Annotated in this window: 19 protein-coding genes and 1 tRNA gene; 8 read left to right on the top strand and 12 right to left on the bottom strand. The window is 54.6% G+C overall.

What is annotated here, in order from left to right; genetic code table 11:
• Window positions 1–67 precede the first annotated feature (67 nt).
• A complete protein-coding gene (gene ileS, locus VMW85_06920) occupies window positions 68–4,228 on the top strand; it encodes an isoleucine--tRNA ligase (protein ID HUT27758.1) in 4,161 nt (1,386 codons plus the stop codon).
• Here ileS and VMW85_06925 read toward each other — a convergent pair.
• The 11 genes from VMW85_06925 to VMW85_06975 form a co-directional block, all read right to left on the bottom strand.
• The gene (locus VMW85_06925) at window positions 4,223–4,996 is read right to left on the bottom strand and encodes a DUF126 domain-containing protein (protein ID HUT27759.1); all 774 of its coding nucleotides are present in this window, start codon (window positions 4,994–4,996) and stop codon (window positions 4,223–4,225) included. The two genes, ileS and VMW85_06925, sit on opposite strands and share 6 nt — an antisense overlap.
• On the bottom strand, window positions 4,993–6,159 hold the full coding sequence (locus VMW85_06930) for an aconitase X catalytic domain-containing protein (GenBank protein ID HUT27760.1): 1,167 nt from the start codon (window positions 6,157–6,159) through the stop codon (window positions 4,993–4,995). Before VMW85_06930 ends, VMW85_06925 begins: the two co-directional genes overlap by 4 nt.
• A 59-nt stretch (window positions 6,160–6,218) precedes the next feature.
• A tRNA-Arg gene (locus tag VMW85_06935) sits at window positions 6,219–6,320 on the bottom strand.
• Window positions 6,321–6,390: 70 nt separating this feature from the next.
• Window positions 6,391–6,582: a 30S ribosomal protein S27ae gene (locus tag VMW85_06940; protein ID HUT27761.1), complete on the bottom strand. Its 192-nt coding sequence runs from the start codon at window positions 6,580–6,582 to the stop codon at window positions 6,391–6,393.
• A 9-nt stretch (window positions 6,583–6,591) separates the two neighbouring features.
• The gene (locus tag VMW85_06945) at window positions 6,592–6,900 is read right to left on the bottom strand and encodes a hypothetical protein (GenBank protein HUT27762.1); all 309 of its coding nucleotides are present in this window, start codon (window positions 6,898–6,900) and stop codon (window positions 6,592–6,594) included.
• The gene (locus VMW85_06950; GenBank protein HUT27763.1) at window positions 6,897–7,454 is read right to left on the bottom strand and encodes a DUF359 domain-containing protein; all 558 of its coding nucleotides are present in this window, start codon (window positions 7,452–7,454) and stop codon (window positions 6,897–6,899) included. Before VMW85_06950 ends, VMW85_06945 begins: the two co-directional genes overlap by 4 nt.
• On the bottom strand, window positions 7,420–7,605 hold the full coding sequence (spt4, locus tag VMW85_06955) for a transcription elongation factor subunit Spt4 (GenBank protein HUT27764.1): 186 nt from the start codon (window positions 7,603–7,605) through the stop codon (window positions 7,420–7,422). Before spt4 ends, VMW85_06950 begins: the two co-directional genes overlap by 35 nt.
• Window positions 7,602–8,165: a DNA-directed RNA polymerase gene (locus VMW85_06960; GenBank protein ID HUT27765.1), complete on the bottom strand. Its 564-nt coding sequence runs from the start codon at window positions 8,163–8,165 to the stop codon at window positions 7,602–7,604. Before VMW85_06960 ends, spt4 begins: the two co-directional genes overlap by 4 nt.
• 113 nt (window positions 8,166–8,278) lie before the next feature.
• On the bottom strand, window positions 8,279–10,411 hold the full coding sequence (locus tag VMW85_06965; protein HUT27766.1) for a sodium-translocating pyrophosphatase: 2,133 nt from the start codon (window positions 10,409–10,411) through the stop codon (window positions 8,279–8,281).
• A gap of 159 nt (window positions 10,412–10,570) precedes the next feature.
• Window positions 10,571–11,272 carry an ATPase domain-containing protein gene (locus VMW85_06970; GenBank protein ID HUT27767.1) on the bottom strand — a complete coding sequence of 234 codons (702 nt, stop codon included), beginning with the start codon at window positions 11,270–11,272 and terminating at the stop codon, window positions 10,571–10,573.
• Entirely contained in the window at window positions 11,272–11,934 is a 663-nt protein-coding gene (locus tag VMW85_06975) for a hypothetical protein (protein HUT27768.1), read from the bottom strand. Before VMW85_06975 ends, VMW85_06970 begins: the two co-directional genes overlap by 1 nt.
• Before the next feature lie 148 nt (window positions 11,935–12,082).
• On the opposite strand from VMW85_06975, the gene VMW85_06980 reads away from it, so the two are divergent.
• Both VMW85_06980 and VMW85_06985 read left to right on the top strand, forming a co-directional pair.
• Window positions 12,083–12,820, top strand: a complete 738-nt coding sequence (locus VMW85_06980) for a hypothetical protein (GenBank protein ID HUT27769.1) — start codon at window positions 12,083–12,085, stop codon at window positions 12,818–12,820.
• Between the two features lie 4 nt (window positions 12,821–12,824).
• Window positions 12,825–13,403, top strand: coding sequence for a thymidylate kinase (locus VMW85_06985; GenBank protein ID HUT27770.1), 579 nt, complete (start codon window positions 12,825–12,827; stop codon window positions 13,401–13,403).
• Here the strand turns inward: VMW85_06985 and VMW85_06990 are convergent.
• Window positions 13,370–14,536: an MFS transporter gene (locus VMW85_06990; GenBank protein ID HUT27771.1), complete on the bottom strand. Its 1,167-nt coding sequence runs from the start codon at window positions 14,534–14,536 to the stop codon at window positions 13,370–13,372. The genes VMW85_06985 and VMW85_06990 overlap by 34 nt on opposite strands.
• Before the next feature lie 279 nt (window positions 14,537–14,815).
• On the opposite strand from VMW85_06990, the gene VMW85_06995 reads away from it, so the two are divergent.
• From VMW85_06995 to VMW85_07015, 5 genes are all read left to right on the top strand, one after another.
• Window positions 14,816–15,748, top strand: a complete 933-nt coding sequence (locus VMW85_06995; protein HUT27772.1) for a deoxyhypusine synthase — start codon at window positions 14,816–14,818, stop codon at window positions 15,746–15,748.
• Window positions 15,745–16,743: an isocitrate/isopropylmalate dehydrogenase family protein gene (locus VMW85_07000; GenBank protein ID HUT27773.1), complete on the top strand. Its 999-nt coding sequence runs from the start codon at window positions 15,745–15,747 to the stop codon at window positions 16,741–16,743. Before VMW85_06995 ends, VMW85_07000 begins: the two co-directional genes overlap by 4 nt.
• 43 nt (window positions 16,744–16,786) lie before the next feature.
• Window positions 16,787–17,590: a 4Fe-4S dicluster domain-containing protein gene (locus VMW85_07005; GenBank protein ID HUT27774.1), complete on the top strand. Its 804-nt coding sequence runs from the start codon at window positions 16,787–16,789 to the stop codon at window positions 17,588–17,590.
• Window positions 17,591–17,805: 215 nt separating this feature from the next.
• On the top strand, window positions 17,806–24,099 hold the full coding sequence (locus VMW85_07010) for a hypothetical protein (GenBank protein HUT27775.1): 6,294 nt from the start codon (window positions 17,806–17,808) through the stop codon (window positions 24,097–24,099).
• 151 nt (window positions 24,100–24,250) lie between these two features.
• Entirely contained in the window at window positions 24,251–24,487 is a 237-nt protein-coding gene (locus tag VMW85_07015) for a 4Fe-4S dicluster domain-containing protein (GenBank protein ID HUT27776.1), read from the top strand.
• Window positions 24,488–24,489: the final 2 nt, after the last annotated feature.

The following is a 24,489-nucleotide window of genomic DNA, read 5'->3' on the forward strand; positions in this document are numbered from 1 at the left end:
TTCAAATGATAGCCAGGACCAAGACCTTTAAAAGGATGACATCAGATAAGGGGTTGTAGGGACGGCGATGATAAAGCAGGTCCAAGGTAGCTATAACCCAAGTGAGCTAGAGATCGCGGTACAGGCCTATTGGGTCGAGACCGACTCTTACAAGAAGACCAAAGAATCCCGGGCCAAAGGGCCGGACTTCTATTTTGTGGACGGTCCACCGTACACCTCCGGGTATATTCACCTCGGTACGGCGATGAACAAGACCATCAAGGATATCATGGTCAGGTTCAAGCGGATGCAGAAGTTCAATGTCACCGACACCCCGGGATACGACATGCACGGACTGCCCATCGAGGTCAAGGTGGAGAAGTCCATTGGTGTCAAGAACAAGAAGGAGATCGAAGAGTATGGTATAGACCGCTTCGTCGGAACATGCAAGAGCTTTGCCCTGGACTTCCAAAAGAAGATGAACAAGGACTTCAAAGAACTGGGCGTATGGTTCGACTGGGATCACCCTTACCTGACCATCAACCCCAGTTATATCGAAGCTGCCTGGTGGACATTGAAGAGGGCTTTCGACAAGGGTCTGCTGGAAAAGGCTAACAGGGTGCTTCCTGGCTGTCCTCGATGCGAGACCGCTCTGGCCGAGGCCGAGATCAATTATTCAGATGAGAAGGACCCTTCCATCTATGTCAAGTTCAAGCTAAAGGACGAACCCAAGGTCTCGTTGCTGATCTGGACGACCACTCCGTGGACCCTACCAGCGAACTTGGCCGTTGCCGCCCACCCTGATTTCGATTATATCAAAGTACGTTACCGAAGGATAGGAGAAACGGACACGGTCATCATCCTTAAGGGATTGGAGGAGGAGATCAAAGGTCTGGGTGGATGGGAGAAGTACGAGGTGCTAGAGGAGATCCAAGGTGACGACCTTGTAGGAATGGAATATATAACGCCATTCATAGACGAGGTCCCTTACCAATCGACCGCCACCGGTAAATGGTTGCACAAGGTGATCCCCTCCAAGACAGTGGAAGCTTCAAACACTGGGCTGGTCCACATCGCCCCGGGCCACGGTCCGGAGGATTTCGATCTAGGAAAGGAGTTCGGTCTGGACCCGTTCTGCCCGGTCGACGAAGCCGGCCTTTTCACACAACTGGTCGGACAGAAGTATATGGGCATGCATATCAAGAAGGCCAACCCGGAACTGCTAAAGGACCTGGAAGCAAAGGACCATCTGTTCTTCAGCGGGGTCATAGAGCACCGTTTCGGGCATTGTTGGCGTTGTAATTCACCGATCATCTTCCGTACCACCAATCAGTGGTTCCTACGGATCACTCAGGTCAAGAACCAGATGCTCGAGGAGATCGAGAAGATCCGCTGGACCCCGGATTGGGCCGGCTCCTCTCGAGAGTACGACTGGACCATGAACGCCCGCGACTGGTGCATATCTCGGCAAAGGTACTGGGGAATACCCATTCCCGTCTGGACCTGCAGCTGCGGTGAGATGAAGGTGGTCGGTATGATCGAAGAGCTGGAAGGTGCGGAGGGATATCATCCAGACATGGAATTGCACCGGCCTTGGATCGACCAAGTGAAGCTGCCTTGCCCCAAGTGCGGTAAGCAGATGTCCCGAATACCCGATGTCCTTGACGTTTGGTTCGATTCCGCGGTGGCCTCTTGGGCCCAATTGGGGTTCCCCCGAGAGAGAGATGCGTTCGAGCGTTTGTGGCCTGCCAAGTTAATAATAGAGGCCCACGACCAGACGCGCGGCTGGTTCTATTCTCAGCTTGCTGCAGGTATAATCGCCTTCGGACGTGCTCCCTACGAATCGGTGCTCATGCATGGCTGGATGCTTGATAGCCATGGACAGCCGATGTCAAAGAGCAAAGGCAATGTAGTGGAACCGGGGAAGGTCATCAAGGAATACGGTGCCGACGCCCTGCGCTTCTATCTCATCAAGACATCCGCCCCCTGGGAAGATATACCATTCCAGATGGAAGGGGTGAAGAACGCCCGGAAGACATTGAACGTCTTCTGGAACGTGGTGAACTTCGCCACGACCTATATGGCCATAGACAGGTTCGATCCAAAAAAGGTGACCCGCGAAGGAGTGAGACCACATCTCCAACAGGAAGATATCTGGCTCATATCCATGACGGAGAAACTGAAGAACGAGGTCACCCGTCAGATCAATGCATTGGAGCTGCATAAGGCCGGAAGGGCCATCGAAAATTACATACTGGAGGACCTTTCCCGCTGGTACGTGAGGTTGATCCGCGACCGTATGTGGAACGAAGAAGGTGATTCCGGAAAGCTGGCCGCCTACCGTACCTTGTACGATGCCATCATGGACACGGCATTACTGATGGCGCCGATATGTCCGCACCTGACGGAGGAGGTCTACCGACACTTAGGCGGGGAAAAGACCACGGTGCACATGATGGACTGGCCATCTAGCGACCTTACCCGAGTTGACGAACGGCTGGAAAAGGCCATGTCTCTAGTTCAAGAGATAGTGGAGACCGTGACCAGGGAACGTCAGCTCAAGAACGTGAAGTTGCGCTGGCCCATGAAGAGGATCGTAATTAAGGTAGAGAACAGCGACACGCTCATGGCATTACGCTCCATGGAGGACATCCTACGTTCTCAGACCAATGTCAAACAGGTTGAGTATGTATCCCCGGGCGAGGAATGGGCGGAGACGGTGCTCAACGTGGTACCGAACCCCCTGGCCATTGGAAAGGTCTATCGGCAATGGGCTTCCAAGATCGCCGTCCTGCTGCAGAGCCGACCGGCCAACCTCATCAAGGAGAGCATGCAACGTGGAGAGTACTCGTTGGGCATAGAAGGTCAGTTGGTCAAGATCGAGCCCAACATGGTCTCGTTCACCATATCACTGCCCAAAGATGTATACGCCACCACATTTAGCGCCGGTGAGCTGTACCTCGACTTCGAGATCACCCACGAGATAGAGGCCGAGGGCTTTTCGCGCGAGATCACCAGGCGGATACAGCAGACCCGCAAGGAATTGAAACTTGATGTGGAGGAGTTCGTCAAGGTGGAGATCAGCGCCGAGGCCAAGGTGAGCGAGTTCCTGAAGATGTGGAAGACCCACATCATGAACGAGGTCCGCTCCAAATCCATGGAACTTGTGCCAGAACCTCACGGTGAGATGGTAAAAAAATGGGAGATAGAGGGCGAAACGGTGGAGATCGGGGTCACTTCCATGAACCTGAAGGATTCCATCAAAGAGCTGGCCGATATTCCTGGCATCACCACTAAGATCGCGGAGGCGTTGGTCGGGGCAGGCGTTAGAAGCGCCGCAGACCTAAAGTTGATGAGCGATGAGCAGATCGAGGAATGCACCAAAATGAACAAGGCCGAAGTACGCAAGGTACTGCATTACTTCGATCGTACGCATGAGGTGAACAAGACCGTTCCGGAATCGTTGGGAAAACCGATGGAGAAGGGGGACATCATACCTTATCTCCTTCGCATTCCCCGCATGAACGAGCTGAAAGCGGAGATGCTCTACGACGCTGGATACGATTCCATTGAGAAGCTGCAAAATGCCGATCGGGACGAGTTCAAATCCGTTCCAGGATTGGGAAGCAAGACCATAGACGAGATCATCAAATACATCAACGATGGCGGTTTCGAACGCTGCACCGTATGCCCTAAATGTAAAAGGGAGGTCACCGCTGGGGACCTGCAATGTCCATCATGCGGCACCTCGCTATTGGTGGAGGTCGAGGATGAGGCGGATACAGTTACCAAAATACAGGGGTTGCAGGGTGGTTACAGCTATCTCATCAAGGATGACCGCTCGGACCGCTCATATAAACTGTTCATAGATCAGTTGAACAAGGGTAGCAAAGGGTTCTGCGTTACTCGCAACTATCCACTTAAGATACGCAGCAAATACGAAATGAACGATACGCCGATCATTTGGCTGAGCAACGTGGGAAAGGAGGACAGTCTGCGTCCGAAGGACCTGGAAAAATTGAGCTATTCACTGGAACAGTTCCTCAGCAAAGAGAAAGGAGTGGTATTGCTGGACGGTCTGGAGTATTTGATCACCAACAACAACTTCCTAACCGTGCTGCGTTTCGTACAATCCCTTAGGGACCAGGTGGCCATCAACAATTCCATCATGCTGATGGTGTTGAACCCTTCCACACTGGATGCTAACGAGTTGACCCTGCTGGAGAAGGAAGTGGACAGCAACCTATAGGCCAAGGGCCTTAAGTACCATCATTAAACCGGGCACGGTGTCGTAATTCGAAAGCTCATCCAGTTCGATCCATGTCGAATCGACATGCTCCCAGTCCAGGGTCACGCTTTCGTCGCCCACTTCGAAGAGGAAGGGATACACGTTCCAAACGTTATTTCCGTCCCTGATGCGCAGCATCTCGCCTCTTCCTTCCAGGCGGGCGGTGGTGATGCCCGTCTCTTCAGAAACCTCCTTCAGAGCGGTCTCCTCGGGCTTCTCACCCCTTTCAATATAACCGCTTACCCCAGCCCATTTCCCCTTGTTCGTCCCCACTTTCTGACTACGCTTGAGGAGGAGCATCTTGCCTTTCCGATGTAATATGCATGTGACCACCCGTTTCTCCTGAACATCGAACACATCCAGGGTGCCATCGTCGATCAGGACCCTATCCCCGTCCCTTAGGATGGAAAGATCCAATGAATCCACCATGGGCAGACCTGCCATGACCGCCCCGGTGGCCACTATGGTCTCTGCTTTGGCGTTGATTATCGCCGCAGGCATGTGCTTGTTCTTCTTAAGTTCCAGGATGGTGTAGGAACCGACCGTCGACCCCTTTCCACAGGGGAAGGCCAGTATCCTTCCTTCCACGTTCTCCCCCTCCCTCCCGGAAGCCACCGTCAGTAGGCCGCTGCGGGGATCCACGCCACCAAGGAAACTGAACGGTTCATTGATCATCAGAATTCGACCGATGACCTTCCCTTTGAATATCGTGCGACCCTTGATCCTCATATTATCAACTCCAACAGTTCGCGTTGCGAACCGCAAAGGACCTTCTGAGAACATAAACCTGGAAGATAGGAACAGGCCTTGGCCGAGTTGCTTGCTGTGACCTTATGCACCCCTTCGATGGGCGCTACCACCATGCAGGTGTCGCAGAGCACCTTGCCGAACCTTTCCAGCACAGCTCTCTCCTTCGGGCACCGAAGATAAACGCCCTTGGAGGTACAGAACCACACCTCCACATCGCTCTTCTTCGTTTTTCCCTCGAGGAAGATCGCCAATTGCTTCATTTCGGTCTCCGAAAGATGAGGACATCCGATAGCGATGAGATCCGGCACTTTGGCACTTGTCAGACGCTGAAGGGTGTCTTCGATGTCCTTCCTGGTGATATGAACGGTCTCTAATCCCTCGAGGGATGTAGGCTGATCGGGGGTGACCTTTTCCACCATGAAGAATGCTACCGACCCAGATGCGGCCATCGCTGCGGCCAGGGACTTGAGGCCGTTGACGTCGTTACCCAGCCCTCTGAAGAATGGGATGCATGCCCCCAGTTTACGGCCGACCGCATGCCCGACCAGGGACCACTCGTCCTTGGTGATGTCCTCATCGACCTGTACGATATGTGTTGGTATACGATTTTCATCCAGATGGAGACCATAATTGGGTGTGCGACCTATTATGGCCGCGGCCAATGCTCCCGGCCCTCCTTCCCGATTGGTCCGAGCACCCAGTACAGAATTGGCAAAGGATAGCGCGGAGGACTCGGCCCAGGCGATGTGATCGCCTACTTTGGGCCGATTGGTCAGCAGATAAGGGGTGCAGGTACAATTGACCTCCACCCCCATCTGGCGGTAGAGGTCGATGATGTGCAGTTGCCTTTGGGCAAAGTGTTCGGTCACCCCCATCTCCCGCCAGCGTTCAGCATCCATTCCCATGGGGTTGAGGGTGGTGGGGACCATGACCTTGGAATCCTTGGCCATCTCCTCCAGGAATTCGATGCCTCCTTCGCCGATGGTCTTATATGACACACCGGAAAGGTGAGCGGAAGTGATCGGAATGAGGCGGTCAGCGCCGTAGATGGCCCCTAACGCCACCAGAAGCTCCATCGCTTTCCGCTTTCCGAGACCGTGTTCCCCGGCGAGCATGGCCTCCTCTTCCAAAGTCAGTTGCATGAATGCGGAAAACAAGCTCGATGGATAAGTAAGTAGTGGAAAAAATGTAAGGAGAAAGGCGGGCCTGCTGGGAATTTCGCCCCCATCCGGAGATGGCAGGATTCGAACCCAGGTTCGAGGCTTCGGAAGCCCCAATGATATCCAAGCTACACTACAGGCCCGCGGTCATTGGGAAGGTCCCACGACCTATTAACCTGTTCCCTCGATGAGGGAGGAAGATCGGGCCCGAGCTCACTTCTTCTTGAACTCGGTGTAACCACATTTGCCACAGGATGTCCGGTCCTTGTGCTCTCCCAGGAACACACCAGGCCCGCACTTGGGGCAGTACTTCTTCAACCGTTCAAGCTTGTCTCCCTTGGCATTGTAGTAATTCTTCTTGGCCGAGGGTGTCTCCTTCTTGACTTCCTTCTTCTTGGCTGCCATGTCAACACCTTACTTCTTCTTCGAAACCTTCTTCGGCTCGGACAGTCCGTTCCTGGCCTGGAGATAGTTCTTCTCGAACTTTTTGGCCGACTCTACACTGCCGTATACCTTGGCGTAGCCCGTGCTTACGCCCATTCCGAATTCGGCCTCCATGTGGTCGATGATGACCTTTTCCTTGCCTACCGCCAAAGCCTCCGCCAACTTGACCTTCACATCGGCCCTTTTTGGGGAACCTTCTCCTCGGTGGTCGGCCTTGAAGGACACTTCGGTCCTGTCCATTAGGACGTTGGGCCTCTTGCTTTCGATCTCGATCTTCACTTTAATACCTCCATTGAGCGTATCAGTTCGCGCGCCGCGTGGTTTATTTTGGCGTCAGTGTGAACCAACACCACTCCCTTTCCAGGGAGACCATAAAGGAGACAGGTACCTTCTGGAGCCAACGCGGCGCAGACCAGCGCAGCCAGGTCCTCCTCTCCTTGAACCCGGACCTTGACCTTATCCTCGCGGCCAAGACCATCTTTCATGGCCTTTACCAGCTCAGGGGTGATCAGTCCTGGGGGGTTCTCCACCAGTATCTCCGGCACCGACAGGCGGTCTACCGGGTGCTCATCAGCATCCAGCTCCATCCTCTCGTTGCATCGATCGTATACCGTAATGTGGGGGATGACGCCCTTGTTTATAAGGGTGGCGGATACGATGTCCCCCACAGTGATTATTTTCTTACATTCGAGAAGATTATCCAGGAGATCTTTGTCCTGAAGCAGCTTCCCGAAGGGCATGCCAAGTTCGCTCCTCAAGCTATCCGGCAGACTCCAACCTTTTGGAGGAACTACCAGTTCAGCGGACTTTGAGGGCGTACTTGCCATTCTCATTTATGCCCATCCTCTTAGCTATCTCGGATTTGGTGTGATCGATTATGACCACATACCCCTGCCATTCCTTGGACATGTCACCAGCGCAGCGAGGGCACTTATCCTCTTCAGAGATGAAAGAACAGGTCTTGCAGGCCCTGATCACCTTCATTTCTCGACCTCCTTCCTGATCCTTTCCTCGGTCAACCATTCCAGCTTGCCCAATCCGGGCTGTCTCATGGTCAGGCCGATCTTGCTCTCGCGCGGGTTCATCTCATTGAAGGATAAGGCTACTATCCTGGAGCGGACGGTGTCACCGACCTTCAGGTCACGCTTGGTGTCCTTGCCTATCAACCGTTGGTTACTGTCATCGACATCGATGCGGTCGTCCATTACCTGGCTGATATGGAGTAGTCCATCAAGAGGTCCAAAGCGCACAAAGGCGCCGAACTTCAGGATCTCACAGATATTGCCCTCCACTACCTCCTGGATCATGGGCCTGAATATGAGCGAATCGAATTTGACGGTCTGATAGACCGCCCCATCGCCATGCACAATGCGACCGTCACCTACGGTCTCGATGTTCTTGATGAGAACGGTGAGCGAGTCGTTTCCCTCGATGCGGCCTTCGTAAGCCTCTCGGGCCAACTCGTTGACCACCTGGTTGACGTTATCGCCCAGCCGGTCAGGGGGAATGCGAACGACTCTCTCCCTTTGGGTCAACAAATACATGAGTAATCCTCTTAACTACCTTGGCATGATAAATCGGTTATATAAAGATTGAGCAACGAGCATATAAGCATTGGGGATGCTGGATAAAAAAAAGGGAAGGAAAAGGGTTTGCTTCAGACCACGAACATCACGGCGAAGACCAGGGTGATGGTGGACAGGAGCTTCACCAGCACGTGCAGGGAAGGCCCGGCGGTATCCTTGAACGGATCTCCGACGGTATCTCCGACCACACCAGCTGAATGCACTGGTGTGCCCTTTAGGCCTTGCGACTCGATGTACTTCTTGGCGTTGTCCCAGGCGCCTCCTCCGTTGTTAAGGAAGAGGGCCATTAGCACACCGGCGATGGTCGCTACCATCAAGAAGGCACCGACTCCCATGACGGCCATGTCGTTGGTCTCAGGGTATGCGTACCTGAGGATCAGTCCCAAAGCCACGGGGACCACGACCGGCAGTATGCCAGGCAGCATCATGGCCCTCAGGGCCCCCTTGGTGCTGATGTCGACGCAGGTGGCGTAGTCGGGCTTCTCGGTTCCGGCCAATATGCCGGGCCTCTCCTTGAACTGACGGCGTACCTCGGAGATCATATCTCCGGCGGCCTTGCCCACGGCGCGTATGGCCAGGGAGGTGAACAAGTACACCAACATGGCACCGATGAGGGCCGATACGAACACGACCGGCTGCATCAGGTCCACGTGGAAGTTCTCGTAGAAGGTCAGGATGTCGATGCCCCGGATCCTAGCTACCTGCTCGAAGAACGCTCCGAACAATAGGTAGGCGGCCAGCGCAGCGGCGCCCATCGCGTATCCCTTGGTCAGGGCCTTGGTGGTGTTGCCGATGGAGTCCAGGCGGTCGGTCCTCTCACGAACCTCTTCCGGCTGATGGGACATCTCGACGATGCCACCAGCGTTGTCGGTGATAGGTCCGAAGGTGTCCTCCGCGAGCACGAAAGCGCAGGTGGTCAACATACCCATGGTGGCCGCGGCAGTTCCGTACAGCCCATAGACGAACTTGAGGTTCTCCACGTCGGTGACGCTTCGACCCAGTTCGAACGAGGCGATCAATGCCAATGCGATGGCCAACACCGACAATGCGGTGGTCTCCATCCCTATGGATATCCCAGTGATGATGTTGGTGGCGGCGCCGGTCTCAGATGCCTTGGCGATCTCCCTGACCGGGCGATACTCACCAGCAGTGTAGTACTGGGTGATGTAAACGATCGCGATGCTGAGAACGATGCCGATCATACCGCAGTAGAAGAAAGCGATCTGATGATCCAAGAGCTGGTCCACTGAAAAGTAGAACAGTATGGCGGCGATGATGCTCGTTACATAGTAACCGCGATTGATGGCCTTCATGGGGTTCTCGTCCTCGCTTCTCAGCTTGACGACCATGATGCCCACCAGGCCGGCGATCAACCCGAAGGCGCGAACGACCAGAGGGAACATGAACCAACCGGGGTTGCCAGTGATAGCAAAGATGGCGATACCCAATATCATGGCACCGATGTTCTCGGCAGCGGTGCTTTCGAACAGGTCAGCGCCACGACCGGCGCAATCTCCGACGTTGTCACCAACGAGATCGGCTATGACGGCAGGGTTACGGGGGTCATCCTCGGGAATACCCGCTTCGACCTTACCAACCAGATCAGCACCGACATCGGCGGCCTTGGTATAGATACCGCCGCCCAGCTGAGCGAACAACGCCGCGAAGCTGGCGCCGAAGGCATAGCCCACGACCAAGAACAACGCATCGAGGTATAACGCAGCAGAGTCAGGGGCTCCAACGGCCACCCAAGCCTGGTAAACGAAGAATATTCCGGCGACACCTAATAGGCTCAAAGCCACCACGGCGATACCGGAAACGGCACCACCGCGGAAGGAGGTCAGAAGCGCCTCGTTCATAGAGCGCCTTGCGGCGCTCGCAGTCCTAATATTCGAATTCACGGACACGTACATTCCGATGTATCCAGACAGGGCAGAGAAGAAAGCACCCATCAGGAACGCCACACCTGTCCAAAGGTTGATCCCGACTGTAATCAGGACGCCCAATATGACACTGATGATGGCGATCGTCTTGTACTGACGAGCAAGATAGGCCATCGCACCTTCGCGAATAGCGTCACTTATGGCTTTCATCTCAGGAGTTCCAGTATCTTTCCTGAGGATCCACCAAGTGAGGTATCCAGCGAAGAGGAGCCCTATTATGCCCGCGATCGGTATTATGTAGTACAGAGGATCGTCTAGCATTACTAAGCCTCTTATAAATTCCAGCCTAGATATGGGTACTTATATTAATCATTTAGGACGAATTACAACATAAAAAATGTAATCTGGCCTCGATCAACTCCCATGATGGCTGGATGGGCGGAATAGGACGAATCGAGGCTGATTTTTTTTGTTTTTTACCTAGAATCGAGCCTTGAGCACGATGAGGCCTTCCTTACGAGAGATGTCGATGGAATGTTTCCCGGTGACGTGATTGGTGCCCCTCATCTTCAGTACCTCGAGGTATTTGCGCCGGGCACCAAGTTCCTCGGCCAGATGTAGCAGCACGATGCCGTCCACAGCGTAGGAAATCTCAGGTGGGTACAGTTCACCTGGTAGTACCTCTCCGGTGACCAATGTGGTCGCGTTCCAGTTCTTCAACCTGTTTGTAAGATCGAAGAGGAACTGCCTGTATCCGTCCTTGAACATCTCCCCCACCACGGTTATGGGATCGATGACTATACGCTGAGGCATCACCTCGGCGATACGTTTTTCGATGGCCTCCAACAACGCGGCTGAATCTCCGCCACGAAGGTGATTTCCCAGATCTTCATAGACGATCTCGTTTTCGAAGAACTCAGGTCGCATGAACTCGAACTGGGATGAGAAACGCAACATCCACTGTGTCGGTTCGCTTAAGGTCGTAAAGTAAAGCCCCTGCTCACCCCTCGCCGCCCCTTCGGCTAGGAATTTTAGGGCGAACGTGGTCTTTCCGGTACCGGCCGTGCCCGAGACGAGGATCACCGAGGGGAAGGGGAAACCGCCCTCGATCATGTCATCGAGCCCTGGTATTCCCGTCTGTATTCGTGCCAGATCGGAACGTCCTATATCTGTCGATTCCATTAACGAATCCCTCCACACACATTTGGTTCTATGATCTGTAATCGAGGCCGGTTAAAAATTCGAGGAACGCTTTCCGTGCTCAGGTCCAAATGCGGTCTCCCATTGGACGATGCCATCTGAAATAGGTTAAGGTTACGTTCCTTGTCGATCACCATTGGGATCGTGACCTTGCCTTCGAAGGTCTTGATGAAATCATCAAGGAACGTCTGGACAACTTGATGACTGTTGAAGTTCAGTAATGTGTTCAGATTGTCTACGATCGCGAAACTGCATTTGCTCATGTCAAACCCGGAACTGTTGGAACGTGACGACCATTCCCTGAGAGCTTCCGGTAAGGTATCGATATTGCGCGGTCCTTGAAGAAAGCCCACCCTGGCTTCGGCTTGTTTACAATCCGATGAAAATCGGGCCACCGCATCCACGAACGTTAGATTTCCATGGTCTATCTGGTGCATGTTGAGCAGATGTACCATGTACTGATGGGGCCGATCGACAGAGATGAAGATCCCGTTTCGGCCTTCTTCCGTTAAGAGGCGAAGTAGGACTAGCTCGACCCGCACGAACTGCGTGGTCTTAACGTCCATCACAACCGGCCCAGTACGTGGCGGATCACCAAGTACGTCCTTGAGCCGGTCGAACAATAAAAGATCCTTCTCGTTCATCCCGACTCTGCATCCGCCAGTACTGTATTTAAGGTCTTTTGAGTGGATATCTAAAAAGATATTCATAAAGAGGTCAAAACGACCGCATATGAAGGCTGGGCCCCATTGAACTTTTTATATTATCTAAGGCCATAAGGGGCAGATTGCTTTGCTTGGCGGTGACGCCCTCGGTCTGATCCTTGTCTACGCCTATGTGGGCATAATGGTGGTAATAACCACTAAATGGGGATTCTTAAAGAAGAGGTCCTTCCATCGTAAGTTCATTCATATCATGATAGGGAACATCGCCATCTTTTGGTGGGTGTTCGATACTAATTACATCATGGCCCTTTTAGCAGCCGCCCCTTTCATCCCCTTGCTACTATTGTTCTCAAGGTATGGGGATCAGGATGGAGGGGCGAAAGGAGGATTGAAAAGCGGGTTAAAGGGGTCGGTCCTTTGCACCGCATCTCACGACGGTCATAAATTGGGCCTAGTTTATTATGCGATTTCCTGGACCATTTTGGCATATTTCGCCTTTGGTGACCTGGTCATCGCCTCGGTGGGGATCGTGAGCATGGCATACGGGGATGGTATGGGGGGCTTGATCGGGAAGACGTACGGGAGGAGAAAGATCAGAGGGAACAAGACCCTGGAAGGGACAGCGGCGGTCTTTTTCTTCGCCGCTCTTGGCATATTCATCATCCTTAACTTTTACAATCTCCTTTTCAACGCCGGCCTTTACGGTGATAGGACCATCGCCCTCCCCCTGACGGCCATTTTGGCCTTGGGTCTGGGCGCCTACGTTGCGATCGTAGAACTCTACACACCAGGCGAATATGACAATTTGGTGATCCCCTTATCTACCGCCCTGATATTGGCCCTGACGGGCATCTGGGGTGCTTGATCGAATGGAAATGATAGTCGTGGACGGGATCGATGGCTCGGGCAAGAGCACCGTGGCAGGGTGGATCGCTGAGCATTACCGAGGAAGGGGGGAAAAGGTCCTGATACGCACTCACCCTTCTGATTCCTGGTTCGGCAGACTTAGCCGACGTTCCCTGACGGCCGAGGGCAAGCTCATGCGCCTGGTGGCCACCATCTTTTTCATCCTCGATGTATTGAACTCGTTAAGACTTCTGCGCCGATGGCACGACTATGACAAGGTCATTTTCGTACGTTACCTGATGGCCACGGCATATTTGCCTGCGGGGTTACATCATTACGGTTACCGTTTCTTTTGCAAGCTGCTCCCCATCCCTGCCCGGCTGCTTCTTGTCGATACCACTCCGGAATGCGCTATTAGAAGGATAGAGGATAGGGCGCACGACCGGGAGATGTTCGAGAACCTGTCATCATTGAACAAGGTTCGAGCAAAGGTGCTGGAGCTTTCAGTGAACGGATGGGTGGTGTTAAATAATTCCAGCAGTTCGGAGAAAACCCGGTCTCAGCTATCTCAGGTGCTTTCTTCCTGGGACCCCCTTAATTGAAGGGACAGTAGTAGCAACAGTGGTATTGCCACCAAGGTAAGCAGGAAGCCGACCAGAAGGAGCGTATCGAACCCGTTGAAGGCGTATATCGGCGCGAAGATCAAAGGTGCCAGGGAATAGCCGAAGAAACGGGAGCTGTTGAAGACCGATGAAACAGTGCCTTTGAGGTCGGGAACTATCTCCACGGTCATCGTCAGCAACGATGCCCATATGAAGGCGGTGCCGGTCCCCAGGACCAGCAATGAAAGTGCGAAGGTGATCCATCCGTTGGAAAACAGCAGCAGGACCATGGCCAGCGCCACGACGGAAAAGCCACCTATGGCCGTAAGGATACGCCCTTTTGAGTCCACGAAGCGGCCGCCGAGGGGAGCGGCGAACATTCCAGCTATGCCGCTCATGCCGATGAGCAGGCCGATATCCTCCTCGCTCAATGATAAGGGTGCCAATGAAAGATGGTCCGAAAGAAATCCTATGGCCCCCATATAACATAGGAACGTCAGGAACCCTAGAAGGCAGAGGGCGATCACCCCTTTAGACCTCAACGCCTTATTGATGTTGGACCAAAGCTGGGTTCGGGACCTTGGACCCTTTACCGGTATGGTGCAGGCGGTCCGTATCCAGAAGGTGACCGCAATGGCTAGAACGGCCACCAATACGAACATCCACCGCCAATCATACTGGGAAAGGAACCCTGCGATCATGGGTCCGCTGGCAATACCGGCAGTGGTGAACGCACCGAAATATCCCATGACCCTGCCCCTCTCATTGGGCGGAGTAAGGTCCCCAAGCACTGCCAACAGTACAGGGTTAACGAACGCGAAGCCGAAACCTTGAACTGCCCGTCCCAGGTAGAACGAGTACAGGTCTGGCCCGACAACGCAGATGATACATCCAAGGGCGTAGATCATGAACCCGATAGTGATCAGCTTACGTCGTCCGAAGACGTCAGAGATGGTGCCAGAGAACAGATTGAAGAAAGCGAAAGGGAGCATGAAGAAGGTTATGGACAGCAGTATCTCTTCCGGCCCCGTTCCAAACTCCAGTTTCAGCACCGGGATCATGGCCAGTACCGCGTTCCCGGAAAGAGGACCGATGAAACCACCGCTCAGCACCGCCAATCGTTTGCTGTCCATCGTTCTTGAACCGTTCTTAAAGAATAAAGTCCCTCCTAGCCCTCTTGCCGATGGCCCAATGGTCCGTCCTCGAGAATATGTTCACCATGCTCGATGACGACCTGACCTCCAGCTTCCATTATGACATGAAAGAAATGATGAAGATGGGACTCCTGGCCACTATTTTTTTACAGGTTCGACCACCGATCATTCGTCGAGCTCCTGAACTTTGTACATCATACTACATTTTTACCTAAGATAACTTATTTCTATGGCCAGAGAATAGGAGGGACGATCATAATGGAAGAACGCAAGGTAAGCGACATCAAGGTCGACACCGGCATGACCGTGGACCAGTTGGTCAAGGCTATGTCAGATTCCGGAGGATTCACCGCAAAGAAACTTGCCGACGCGGTGGACATCGTGGAAAAGATGGTGAAGGACGAGGAATGCCTTACCTTCCTCTCCTTTCCAGCCTGCCTCATGGCCACCGGGACGAGGGGGGTCATAGTCGAGCTGGTAAAACGCAAGCTGGTGGACGTGGTCATCACCACATGCGGCACGCTCGATCATGATCTGGCGCGCAGCTGGAAGCATTATTACCATGGCGATTTCAATATGGACGATGCCGAGCTGCGGGAACAGGGTATGAACCGCCTTGGCAATGTCATCGTTCCCGACGAGAGCTACGGCCTTGTGCTGGAGCAGCGCCTGCTCCCCATGTTCGAGGAGATACTGGCGGGAAAGGAATCGATCTCGACCAGGGAGATAATCGATGAGATCGGCGCTCGTCTGGACAACGAGGATTCCCTGCTTTACTGGGCTCACAAGAATCAGATCCCCATATTCGTCCCTGGCATTACCGACGGTTCCTTCGGCAGCCAACTGTGGATGTACTGGCAGACCCACCGTAACCTGAAGATGGACCTGTTCCAAGATGAGCAGGACCTCTCCGGACTGGTCTTCCACGCCGAACGCAGCGGAGCGCTCATCATCGGCGGGGGCATATCCAAGCATCATGTCATCTGGTGGAACCAGTTCCGCGGTGGACTGGATTACGCTGTTTATATGACCACGGCCGCGGAGTATGATGGCTCCCTAAGTGGTGCCCAGGTGCGCGAGGCCATATCCTGGGGGAAGGTGCGGGAGAACGCTTGGCAGGTGAACGTGGAGGGCGACGCCACCATCACCTTGCCGATCATGGTAGCCTCACTGGTAGAGCGATTGGAATGAAACGCGTAACGGTCATCGGCGGGGATGGTATCGGTCCTGAGGTAGTGGATGCAACGATGCATATCCTGAAAGGCATGGACCTGGACCTGGAGTTCGTAGAAGCGGATATGGGACTGGCCAGCTTCAAGCGTACCGGTCATTATCTACCGCCGGAGACGCTGAGCATCCTAGAATCGTCCAAGGCGGTATTGTTCGGAGCGATCACTTCTCCGGTGACCGCCGATCCCTGCTACCATTCCCCACTACTGCAACTACGCAGATATTTCGACCTTTACGCCAATATACGTCCTTGCTTCCCCATTCTGCCAGAGTACAAACTGGTCGACCTGAATACCGTCATCGTACGAGAGAACACCGAAGGCATGTACACCGGCCTGGAGAGAGAAGAGGACGGGAAGGTCATCCTGGAGCGTGTGGTCAGCGAGAAGGGTTGCCGACGCATCGTGGAGAAGGCCATCAAGGTCTCCAAGGTCATGGGCTTCAACAAGATCACCTGCATCCACAAGGCGAACGTGCTGCGCAAATCGGACGGTCTTTTCAGACGGGTGTTCTACGAGGTCATGGAGGGTTCTGGACTCATTGCCGATGATATGATCGTGGATGCTGCCGCAGCGGCATTGATATCCAAACCCAAATTTTTCGAGTGTATCGTCACCTTGAACCTATACGGGGACATACTCTCGGACGAGGCCGCGGCTTTGACAGGAGGTCTGGGAATGGCACCGTCGGCCAACATCGGTGATCGCTTCGGGCTCTTCGAACCGGTACATGGCAGCGCCCCGGACATCGCTGGAAAGGGCGTGGCCAATCCTTCGGCCACGATCTTGTCCGCCAGCCTGCTATTGGAGTTCGTTAAGATGATGGACGCCGCAAGCAGTCTTCAGTCAGCGCTGGTGCAGACCTTGAACGAGGGGGACCGGACCAGGGACATAGGGGGGACGCTCGACACCATGAAGTTCGCCGAGAAGGTCTCCGAGAGGCTCACCAGACATTAGGTCTGGGGGCAATTATTTCTACCCATGGGGCAATTATTAGTTCATGACCGGGGACCTTAAGAGCCGGGTTATGGCCAAATGTCGGGACATGGGTGTGGACATCATCGGTTTTGCATCCGCCGACGCTTGGGAGCAGCCTCCGTTCGAACCCTGGCCACCGGAGGCCTTTCGACCCAAGGCGATATTTCCCGGCTGCCGCACGGTGATCGTTCTCGGCCTGCCGGTGACGCTGCCGATCCTGGAGACCTCACCATCCATCTGGTATCAGGAGCTATACAAGAACATCAATGCCCAGCTGGATGAACGGGCTTATCAGCTTTCCGAGTTCCTGAACAAAAAGGGACATGCCTCCGCCTACGTCCCACGCGATGGGTATGGGTCTGTGGAGCTGCTGCTTGACAATCCCTACGCCTTCTTCTCCCACCGCCACGCCGCCTACCTCGCTGGACTGGGAACGTTCGGGCTCAATAACATGCTGCTGACCAAAGAGTGCGGGCCGAGAGTGCGGTTCGTCTCAGTGTTCACCACTGCCGAGATACCCGCCGGGAAACCGATGGACAAGCAGCTCTGCATCCGCTGCAAGCGTTGCATCAAGGCCTGTCCGGTTCAAGCCATAGGCGGAGTGGAATACCCACAGATCTCAATTAACAAAGGCCGATGCACTCGTAGAAGCATCAGCCTTAAGAAGAAGTACCGATCCCCCTGCGGCATATGCATCAAAGTGTGCCCCGTTGGGGAAGATCGTAAGCTTTACGGTAGGAAGGACCTCGGCCTGTACGGTGACCCCGAAAAGGACCCGGCACTTTTCAGGTCTTGGGAGCATGTACGTACCTACGGTAGCCTGTGAAATATGGACCCATGTTGTAAAATCCTTCCTTTTTAAATAAAACGGTAAGTTTTAAGGTGACCTGCGGTCAATATGTATACTAAAGCGTAGGAAACGATTGTAAGATCGATCTAGCTGAGCAGTAGGGCTCGGGCCTACCGGCGAAGATGATCCACTTGGTTCCTTTTTCTCAGCACCTACGTGAAACGAGGTGAATATCTGTGTTGAAAGGGGGCATGGCACTGATAGTTGGGGGGCTCTTCCTGCTTCTGGCGTTCCAACCGATGACATTGGACGCAAATTCCATGGTCGGAACGGAAGATGGCGTTGGAGACGGTTCGGTAGTGGAGACGGCATATCAGGACCTCACCGTCCTCGTAGAAGAGCTGATGCGGGTGACGTCCGACACCAACCATTCCGACGCGGACGGGATGCCAGATTCGGTCGAATGGGTCATAGGTACGGACCCTTTTAACGATGATTCCGATTTTGACGGCCTGAACGATTACGAAGAGATATTGTTGAGCATGGACCCCGAATCGCCTGATTCGAACAATGACAAGTTTCCAGATTACAAGGAGGTCATGGGCGTACCCATCGATCTTGACGGGGATGGACAGCCCAATGCATGGGACTGGGACAACGACGGGGACGGTGTTGTGGACTATATCGACCTGTCCCCCTTCGCTTCAACGTCCTTGATCAGCGAGACCCAGGTCGAGATCAGCTATAGCGGCGATCCCCTTTTCGTAACATTTCAACTCAGGACCGCCGACCCTGACCACATGAAGCTCCTGTTCCAGACCTGGGATTGGCCCAATGACCGCGCGGGGACCATGAAGGACCTGGACAAATCGACCGAGGACATCACCATAGCCCCGATGCTCAAGGTGGATAGCTCGATCCTTCCGCCCCAGGAGGACATACTCGAATATGGGATGGTCGTTGAGGAGGGAAGCATATACGTGCCATTGTTCCCGGTGTGGGAGATGGGGAACGTAGTGGCCTTGAAGGCCCGTATGTACGTCCCCTCCCTGGGGTCCCCTCAGACCCTGGACCTAACGGCCGAACTGATCTGGAAGGTCAACGGGAAGACGGACGTGCCCATCGCGTCCCTGGAATGGATCGATGGGGGGCATCTGGCATTGGATCCGGAAGGCAAGGCGACCATCTCCTACGGAGAGGTATCGGACAACGAGACCCTTGAATGGACGGAGCTGGGGGGCGGGAAGGTGGCCATCGTCGGTTCCAATGGCCTCTATCTCAACGTCGATGACAACGGGTCTGTCGATTTCTCATCTGGTACCATCGAGGAGAGCACGGTCTTCACCAGGATCTATTCGGAGGGCGGGAGCGTCAGATTGACCGCCTTCAACGGCAACGATCTGGCTGCGGACTGGGATGGTAACATCAGGGCCGATGGCAACGAGGGCGAAGGGATGGACGAGTTCATCAAGGAGGACCTGGGGTTCAGGAAGCACACCGTGACCTTGGCCTACTATTATGAAGACTTCATCCTGACCGGCCTGTCGGCCGAGGAGAACCACGGGACCGATGTCGCCTTGGTGTATGGGGATGATGAACAGAACATGGTGGCGGCCAATCTGATCATGGCATATGAGTTCCTGCGCGACCCGGAGAACGACATTCCGGACATCGACGACATTCTCGACGATCATGACCTCATCTACCGCATGCAGACCGCCGGCTTTGCAACCAGCGATGAGGCTGTAAGGGCCATTACCACTTTGATGATGCCGATGGCCAGAGAGAACGCCAGCGGAGTCGGCCTAGCGTTCTACATCACCGCTTTCATCGATCGTTCCAGATGCATCGAGATGTCGGATGTGGCGATGGCCACGGACATCAACGGTACGTTGGTGATGAACCTTGATAATGTGGACCTGGTGACCTCGCGCCTTCTCAAGACCAGCTGGTATGAGGATGACGACGAACAACCGCTGGACCTCCATGAGATCGTACAGACCATGGGATCCTGGGGTTTGACCACCGAAGAACTAGCAAGCCTGACCGGCCTCATGGCGAGCTGGTGCGTTGGAGAGGTCACGGTGACCCATGTCAACTCAGTACCAATGGAATTCAACTTTCCGGAAGGGGAGTTCATAAGCGAAACGGTGGACACCATACTGAGCTTTGGGCTGGGGGCCATCGACCTTCTCATGTTCCAGGTGGAGATAATTACCACGGCCTACGCCTTTTCCGAGGCCTTCGTGGCCGTGGGGAACATGGTAAAGACCGGGTTGGAAAGTACCTGGAAGCTGTTCAAGCAAGCTTTTACCTCCGTCAGGAACTCCGTGCAGGGCGCGGGCTCCTTCATGAGCCGGGTCAGTACGACCTTGAATGTCATAGGGATCGTCATCGCCGTGGTCATCTCCCTATACGCCCTTTTCTCTATAGGCTTCGAGATGGGCTGGACGGCGGTGGGGACCGGAATCGCGGTCACCACGGCAATTTTCACCCTTGCCTATACCCTGATACTGATAGGCATAGCGAGCTTGGGGCCCGTGGGGGCCATAATCGCCGGGCTGATAGCGATTGTGGACGTGATAGGCCTGCTGCTCTTCGGTTCCACCTGGGGGCAGGAATTCCTGAAATGGCTGATCGATGTTTTCACCGATACCAACATACGCAGCGAGGTCAACTTGGATACCATAGGGTCCGATACGGGGCTCATTGACCTAGATGGGAACGGGATCGATGCTGGCGATCGCATCTGGTTCAAGAGCTGGCATTACGGAAACGTCACCATCACTTCCGATGGAAGCGAAAGCGATGTCCGTGATAGTTACATCATACCCCAACAGACGATGAGCGTGCCCTGGTACAGCTGGTCCGCCACCGGTGGGAACTACACGGTCCTGGAGACCAGCCAGACCTCGAACTCCAAATCCACTTTGTACGAGACCGAGGCCTGGGTTCAGCCCGGGGTAGGAATGGTCAACTTCCCTGTGGCGGTGGGCCTTCGCGCCGATTACAATGTCTACTACGACGATTGCTGGTGGTTCTTCGGCTGGTGGTGCGATCGGGAGTCCTATTCTGACTCCCAGAGTAAAGGATGGACCACCCTGTACTTCGATGTCATGCCCGGCAGCGTGGACGAGTTCGCACTCTGGAAGAGCATTGAATCAAACGATCGCGACGGGGACGGATTGAAGAACGAGGAGGAGAACGGGACCAGCGCTTGGTCCTGGGACACCGATCAGGACGGTCTGGGGGATGAATATGAGATCCAGATCGGAACGGACCCGGCACTTGCCGATTCCGACAAGGATGGGGTGAACGACCGCGAGGAGCACATCTGGGGTTCCGACCCCTGGTCATACGACTCGGACCGGGACGGGCTCACGGACATCATGGAGCACTCCGGTTGGGTGGTCAATTTCACCTACCAGGGGACGATGTTCTACTGGCACGTTCGTAGCAACCCCTGCACCATGGACGGTGATGGGGACGGCATCACCGATCTGGAGGAGTATCACAGCCTTCTCAACCCCGTGTCGGACGACACCGATGGTGACGGGGTGAAGGACGAACTGAGAGGTTACTACCAGACCAGCCTGGAATACTCCATGAGCTTCGGGTATGGTCTGATCGAGGGCGATTGGGGGGACACCCGCTGCCTCGCCATAGATTCGGAGGGAATGGTGTATAGCAGCGGTTACGAGGACACCTCGGTCCACGTGTATCATCCCAACGGGACCTTGGTCGATGTCTTCGATACCCCCATCCTCGGAGTGGTGAAGGACCTCGCCATCGGACCCGACGACAACCTGTACATCTGCGGCAACCGCGAGGTACTGGTCATGAACAGGTCGGGAGGTCTGCTTCTTGAGATCGACCCCTTCCTTTCCGGCGATTCCTCCCTCTACGTCCTCGAGGGCATAGCTCTGGACGAGAGCGGTCAGATCTTCGTATCTATGGACGATCATGCATATTCCGACACACAGCCCGGTCTGGTTCGCAAGTATCAGACGAACGGCACATACGTGGCCGACATCATAGTGGGGAACATGAGCATCGATCGCTGGTATGACTACTACACAAAATTCCACATCGGTCACGATGGTCTACTGTATGTGATAAACAGCACACTTATCCAGGTGTTCGATCAGAACGGAGTGAAATTGCGTGAATGGGGCGGGTACGGGAACATGCCGGGACAGTTCGCCGACCCCAAGGACATCATCGTGGACGAGGACGGGAACGTATTGGTGACGGACTCCTATACCCCTTACATCTTGGGCAACGCCCTGGTGCAGAAGTTCACCAATACAGGCAATTGGATGTTCTCTTTCGGCTATGAGGGCGAATATCCCCAGTTGAACGCGGCCAGGGGCATTGCGCTGGACGAAGACAATTCCATCTACATCGGCGAAGGTGATAGCGGTTATATACAAAAGTTCTGGCACAACACAACCTGGATAGGCCCAATTCCGCCAGAGGTCCTCGATTCTGACGGGGACGGGCTCAATGACGTCTCCGAGGAGACGGGCTGGGAGACCACCGTGACCACGGAGCATGGTCCAGGATCGGTCGGTGAGACCACATGGGTGAGCAGCGACGCTTTCTCCACTGATACCGACAAGGATGGATTACCTGATCCCCAGGAATTCGACGTCGGCAGCGACCCCCGTTCGGTGGACACGGACAGGGACAACCTAAAGGACGCAATTGAGATCGCCATGGGCACGGACCCCTGTCATTGGGATTCCGACGGGGACGGACTGAGTGACGGAAAGGAGGTAAAGTTCGGTAGCGACCCCTTGCATCCTGATCCCGATGGGGACGGTCTCAACGACCTGGCGGAGTTCGATCTGGGGTCCGACCCGAGGAAGAACGATACAGACCAGGATGGACTGGGGGACCTGCAGGAGGCCTTGGCCGGTTCGGACCTGATGGATCCTGACTCGGACGATGACTTCATGTTCGACGGCACCGAGTTCGAGACCGGGACGGGATTGAACGCTGACGATTCGGATGGCGACGGGATCAGCGATGGTTACGAGTCCCTTTACGAGACCGACCCCCTGAATGGAGATACGGACGATGACAACCTCAGCGATGGCTTCGAGGTGGCGACCTATCTGAACCCCCTCTCGAACGACACCGACGGGGACGGACTGAACGATTCCTTCGAACTTGAGACCGGCCTGAACCCCCGTAGCCAGGACTCGGACGGGGATGGTGTCCCTGATGGTCTGGATACGGACAACCTGTTGTTCCTGGACCAGGATGTGATGCTGGTGATCGATTCGGCCCAATTCAACGACACGTTCTTCAACGAACTGACGAGCCGGGTCAACGTCACGGTTGTCACAGCCCAGGAGTTGATAGACGAGCATTACGAGGCCAAATACATCGTGCTGGTTGGCGATCCGGCGAATGGAGCGGGTACGGCCGGAGGGCTCATCTCCCAGTTGCTTTCCGATTCGGGGAACGTTTTGGACAGCATGACATCATCACCGATCGATAGGATGGCGGTGAGGTACGGGGTCTGGAACGCTACCCAGACCGTGGTCATGTTCTCCATGACCTATGATACTGATGCCATCAGGGCGGTCGGGGTTCTCAAGAGCATGAGCATGACCGTCAGCGAAAAGGGCTATATGGTCCAATATCACAATCCCCGAGCATGCTTCAAGCTCGATTTGATCGATAGCATGCACCTCACAGACACCTTCATCTGGGCGAAGCTCGGGTCCATGGACACCTTTGAGGTCGGGGTCACCAAGGTGAACGCGACTGAGGCTCCATCTACCATCGGACCAAGCACGGGAATCGCACCGGGATGGATGGACCTGGACAAGTTCGTGAACGTCGAGCTCAGCCTCGATGACCCGAACACGACCCTGGAAGGGGCGTTGGTACGCATATATTACACAGACGAGGAGCTGGACATGAACGGGGACGGGGACACCGATGATCTTTTGGACATCGATGAGCAGTCCATTCGCCTCTGGTCGTTCTCCAGCGACGATGGTCGATGGGAAAGGATCGGCTCAGGGCTCGGATCTAACACGACCGGGGTGAACACCACAGACCAGGAGATATTCGGAATCCGATATTCAGGTTACGTTTGGGCCAACGTGACAGAGCTCGGATGGTTCGCGTTGGCCGGAAGGCCCTACGCCATCGATGTTCGGATCGACGTCAGGTCGAGCGACGGAAATGACAAGATGAGCATCAAGAGCGGTGGGCTGTTGAGGGTGATCATCTACGGGAACGAGGACGCCGATGGCATCTGGATCGACGTTGCGTCACTCCGGATCGGGAACGCCGGTGTCGCCACCCAGAAGAACGATCGGTTCAAATTCACATGCAAGGACGTCGACCGTGATGGCTGGAATGACCTGGTGGTCTACTTTTCGGTCTCTGATCTCGTCCAGAACGGCGAACTGACGGTCTCCACGGAACTCCTGGAGGTGAACGGGAGTTTGGATGAAACACATGGCCCGCTACCCATACGAGGCTATGGAGCCGTTGTCATCGCTCCGGGCCAAACCCGCTAAAACCCTTTAAATCACATTTCAACGAGGTTTCCAGAGGACATGCTAAAATGATCCCATTGAAAGGGATCCATCGATAGATCATTATATGAACCGTGATCGGAACGTGTCTCGTTGAATAATATTAAGTACCGTCTTTCATTCCAGATTAACGATGAGCGACGCCGAGAATGATCTCCCCCGACCGATCATCGATGAGGACGAATGCAAAGGGTGTGGACGCTGCCTCAGTGCTTGCCCTAAGAAGGTTCTGGTCAGATCGACCAAAATGAATCGCAGGGGATTTTACCCGGTCCAGTACTCCGGTCAGGGCTGCACTGGCTGCGCCATATGCTTCTACAATTGCCCGGAACCCTATGCCATTGAGGTTCGCGACAAGGGGGAGGAGTGATC

The sequence above is a fragment of the Methanomassiliicoccales archaeon genome (assembly GCA_035527755.1).
In the GTDB taxonomy this organism is placed as follows: Archaea; Thermoplasmatota; Thermoplasmata; order Methanomassiliicoccales; family UBA472; genus UBA472.

Excerpts from the sequence above, each read along its gene's own strand:
- VMW85_06990 (HUT27771.1), bottom strand. The coding sequence starts at position 14,536 with ATGGACAGCAAACGATTGGCGGTGCTGAGCGGTGGTTTCATCGGTCCT.
- VMW85_06975 (HUT27768.1), bottom strand. The coding sequence starts at position 11,934 with ATGAACGAGAAGGATCTTTTATTGTTCGACCGGCTCAAGGACGTACTT.
- VMW85_06970 (HUT27767.1), bottom strand. The coding sequence starts at position 11,272 with ATGGAATCGACAGATATAGGACGTTCCGATCTGGCACGAATACAGACG.
- VMW85_06995 (HUT27772.1), top strand. The coding sequence starts at position 14,816 with ATGGAAGAACGCAAGGTAAGCGACATCAAGGTCGACACCGGCATGACC.
- VMW85_06960 (HUT27765.1), bottom strand. The coding sequence starts at position 8,165 with ATGTATTTGTTGACCCAAAGGGAGAGAGTCGTTCGCATTCCCCCTGAC.
- spt4 (HUT27764.1), bottom strand. The coding sequence starts at position 7,605 with ATGAAGGTGATCAGGGCCTGCAAGACCTGTTCTTTCATCTCTGAAGAG.
- VMW85_06930 (HUT27760.1), bottom strand. The coding sequence starts at position 6,159 with ATGCAACTGACTTTGGAAGAGGAGGCCATGCTCGCCGGGGAACACGGT.
- VMW85_06965 (HUT27766.1), bottom strand. The coding sequence starts at position 10,411 with ATGCTAGACGATCCTCTGTACTACATAATACCGATCGCGGGCATAATA.
- VMW85_06925 (HUT27759.1), bottom strand. The coding sequence starts at position 4,996 with ATGAGGATCAAGGGTCGCACGATATTCAAAGGGAAGGTCATCGGTCGA.
- VMW85_06985 (HUT27770.1), top strand. The coding sequence starts at position 12,825 with ATGGAAATGATAGTCGTGGACGGGATCGATGGCTCGGGCAAGAGCACC.
- VMW85_07015 (HUT27776.1), top strand. The coding sequence starts at position 24,251 with ATGAGCGACGCCGAGAATGATCTCCCCCGACCGATCATCGATGAGGAC.
- VMW85_07010 (HUT27775.1), top strand. The coding sequence starts at position 17,806 with ATGGCACTGATAGTTGGGGGGCTCTTCCTGCTTCTGGCGTTCCAACCG.
- ileS (HUT27758.1), top strand. The coding sequence starts at position 68 with ATGATAAAGCAGGTCCAAGGTAGCTATAACCCAAGTGAGCTAGAGATC.
- VMW85_07005 (HUT27774.1), top strand. The coding sequence starts at position 16,787 with ATGACCGGGGACCTTAAGAGCCGGGTTATGGCCAAATGTCGGGACATG.
- VMW85_07000 (HUT27773.1), top strand. The coding sequence starts at position 15,745 with ATGAAACGCGTAACGGTCATCGGCGGGGATGGTATCGGTCCTGAGGTA.
- VMW85_06950 (HUT27763.1), bottom strand. The coding sequence starts at position 7,454 with ATGAGAATGGCAAGTACGCCCTCAAAGTCCGCTGAACTGGTAGTTCCT.
- VMW85_06940 (HUT27761.1), bottom strand. The coding sequence starts at position 6,582 with ATGGCAGCCAAGAAGAAGGAAGTCAAGAAGGAGACACCCTCGGCCAAG.